The sequence below is a fragment of the Flavobacterium xizangense genome (genome assembly GCF_054075145.1).
The window spans coordinates 1-260 of sequence record NZ_JBSIPG010000170.1 but is presented as its reverse complement, the minus strand read 5'-3'; the positions used below and the strand labels follow the sequence as shown (position 1 = coordinate 260).

Here is a 260-nt window from a genome sequence, read left to right as displayed (position 1 = left end):
CTTTCAGAAACCGTATTTTCGTTTATATGAAAAACTAGAGTGTAATAAAATTTAACATAAATCTCTATGTTTAAATCACTTCTATAAAGACCTTCTCGAATTCCTTTTTCAATATTATCTCTAAAAAGCTGGGTACACTGATCGATTTCGTACGATAAGATGTTCTGATAAATCTCCGGATAATGTTTTTTTAACTGATAAATTGGAGAAGTATCAATATTGTTTTTAAACATGTCACGAAACATTTCTCTAATCTCAAA

General features: G+C 28.1%; 1 pseudogene. It reads right to left on the bottom strand.

Annotation, left to right across the window (positions count from 1 at the left end):
• Positions 1–260, bottom strand: a pseudogene (locus ACWA1B_RS22975) (TetR/AcrR family transcriptional regulator); the annotation flags it as partial.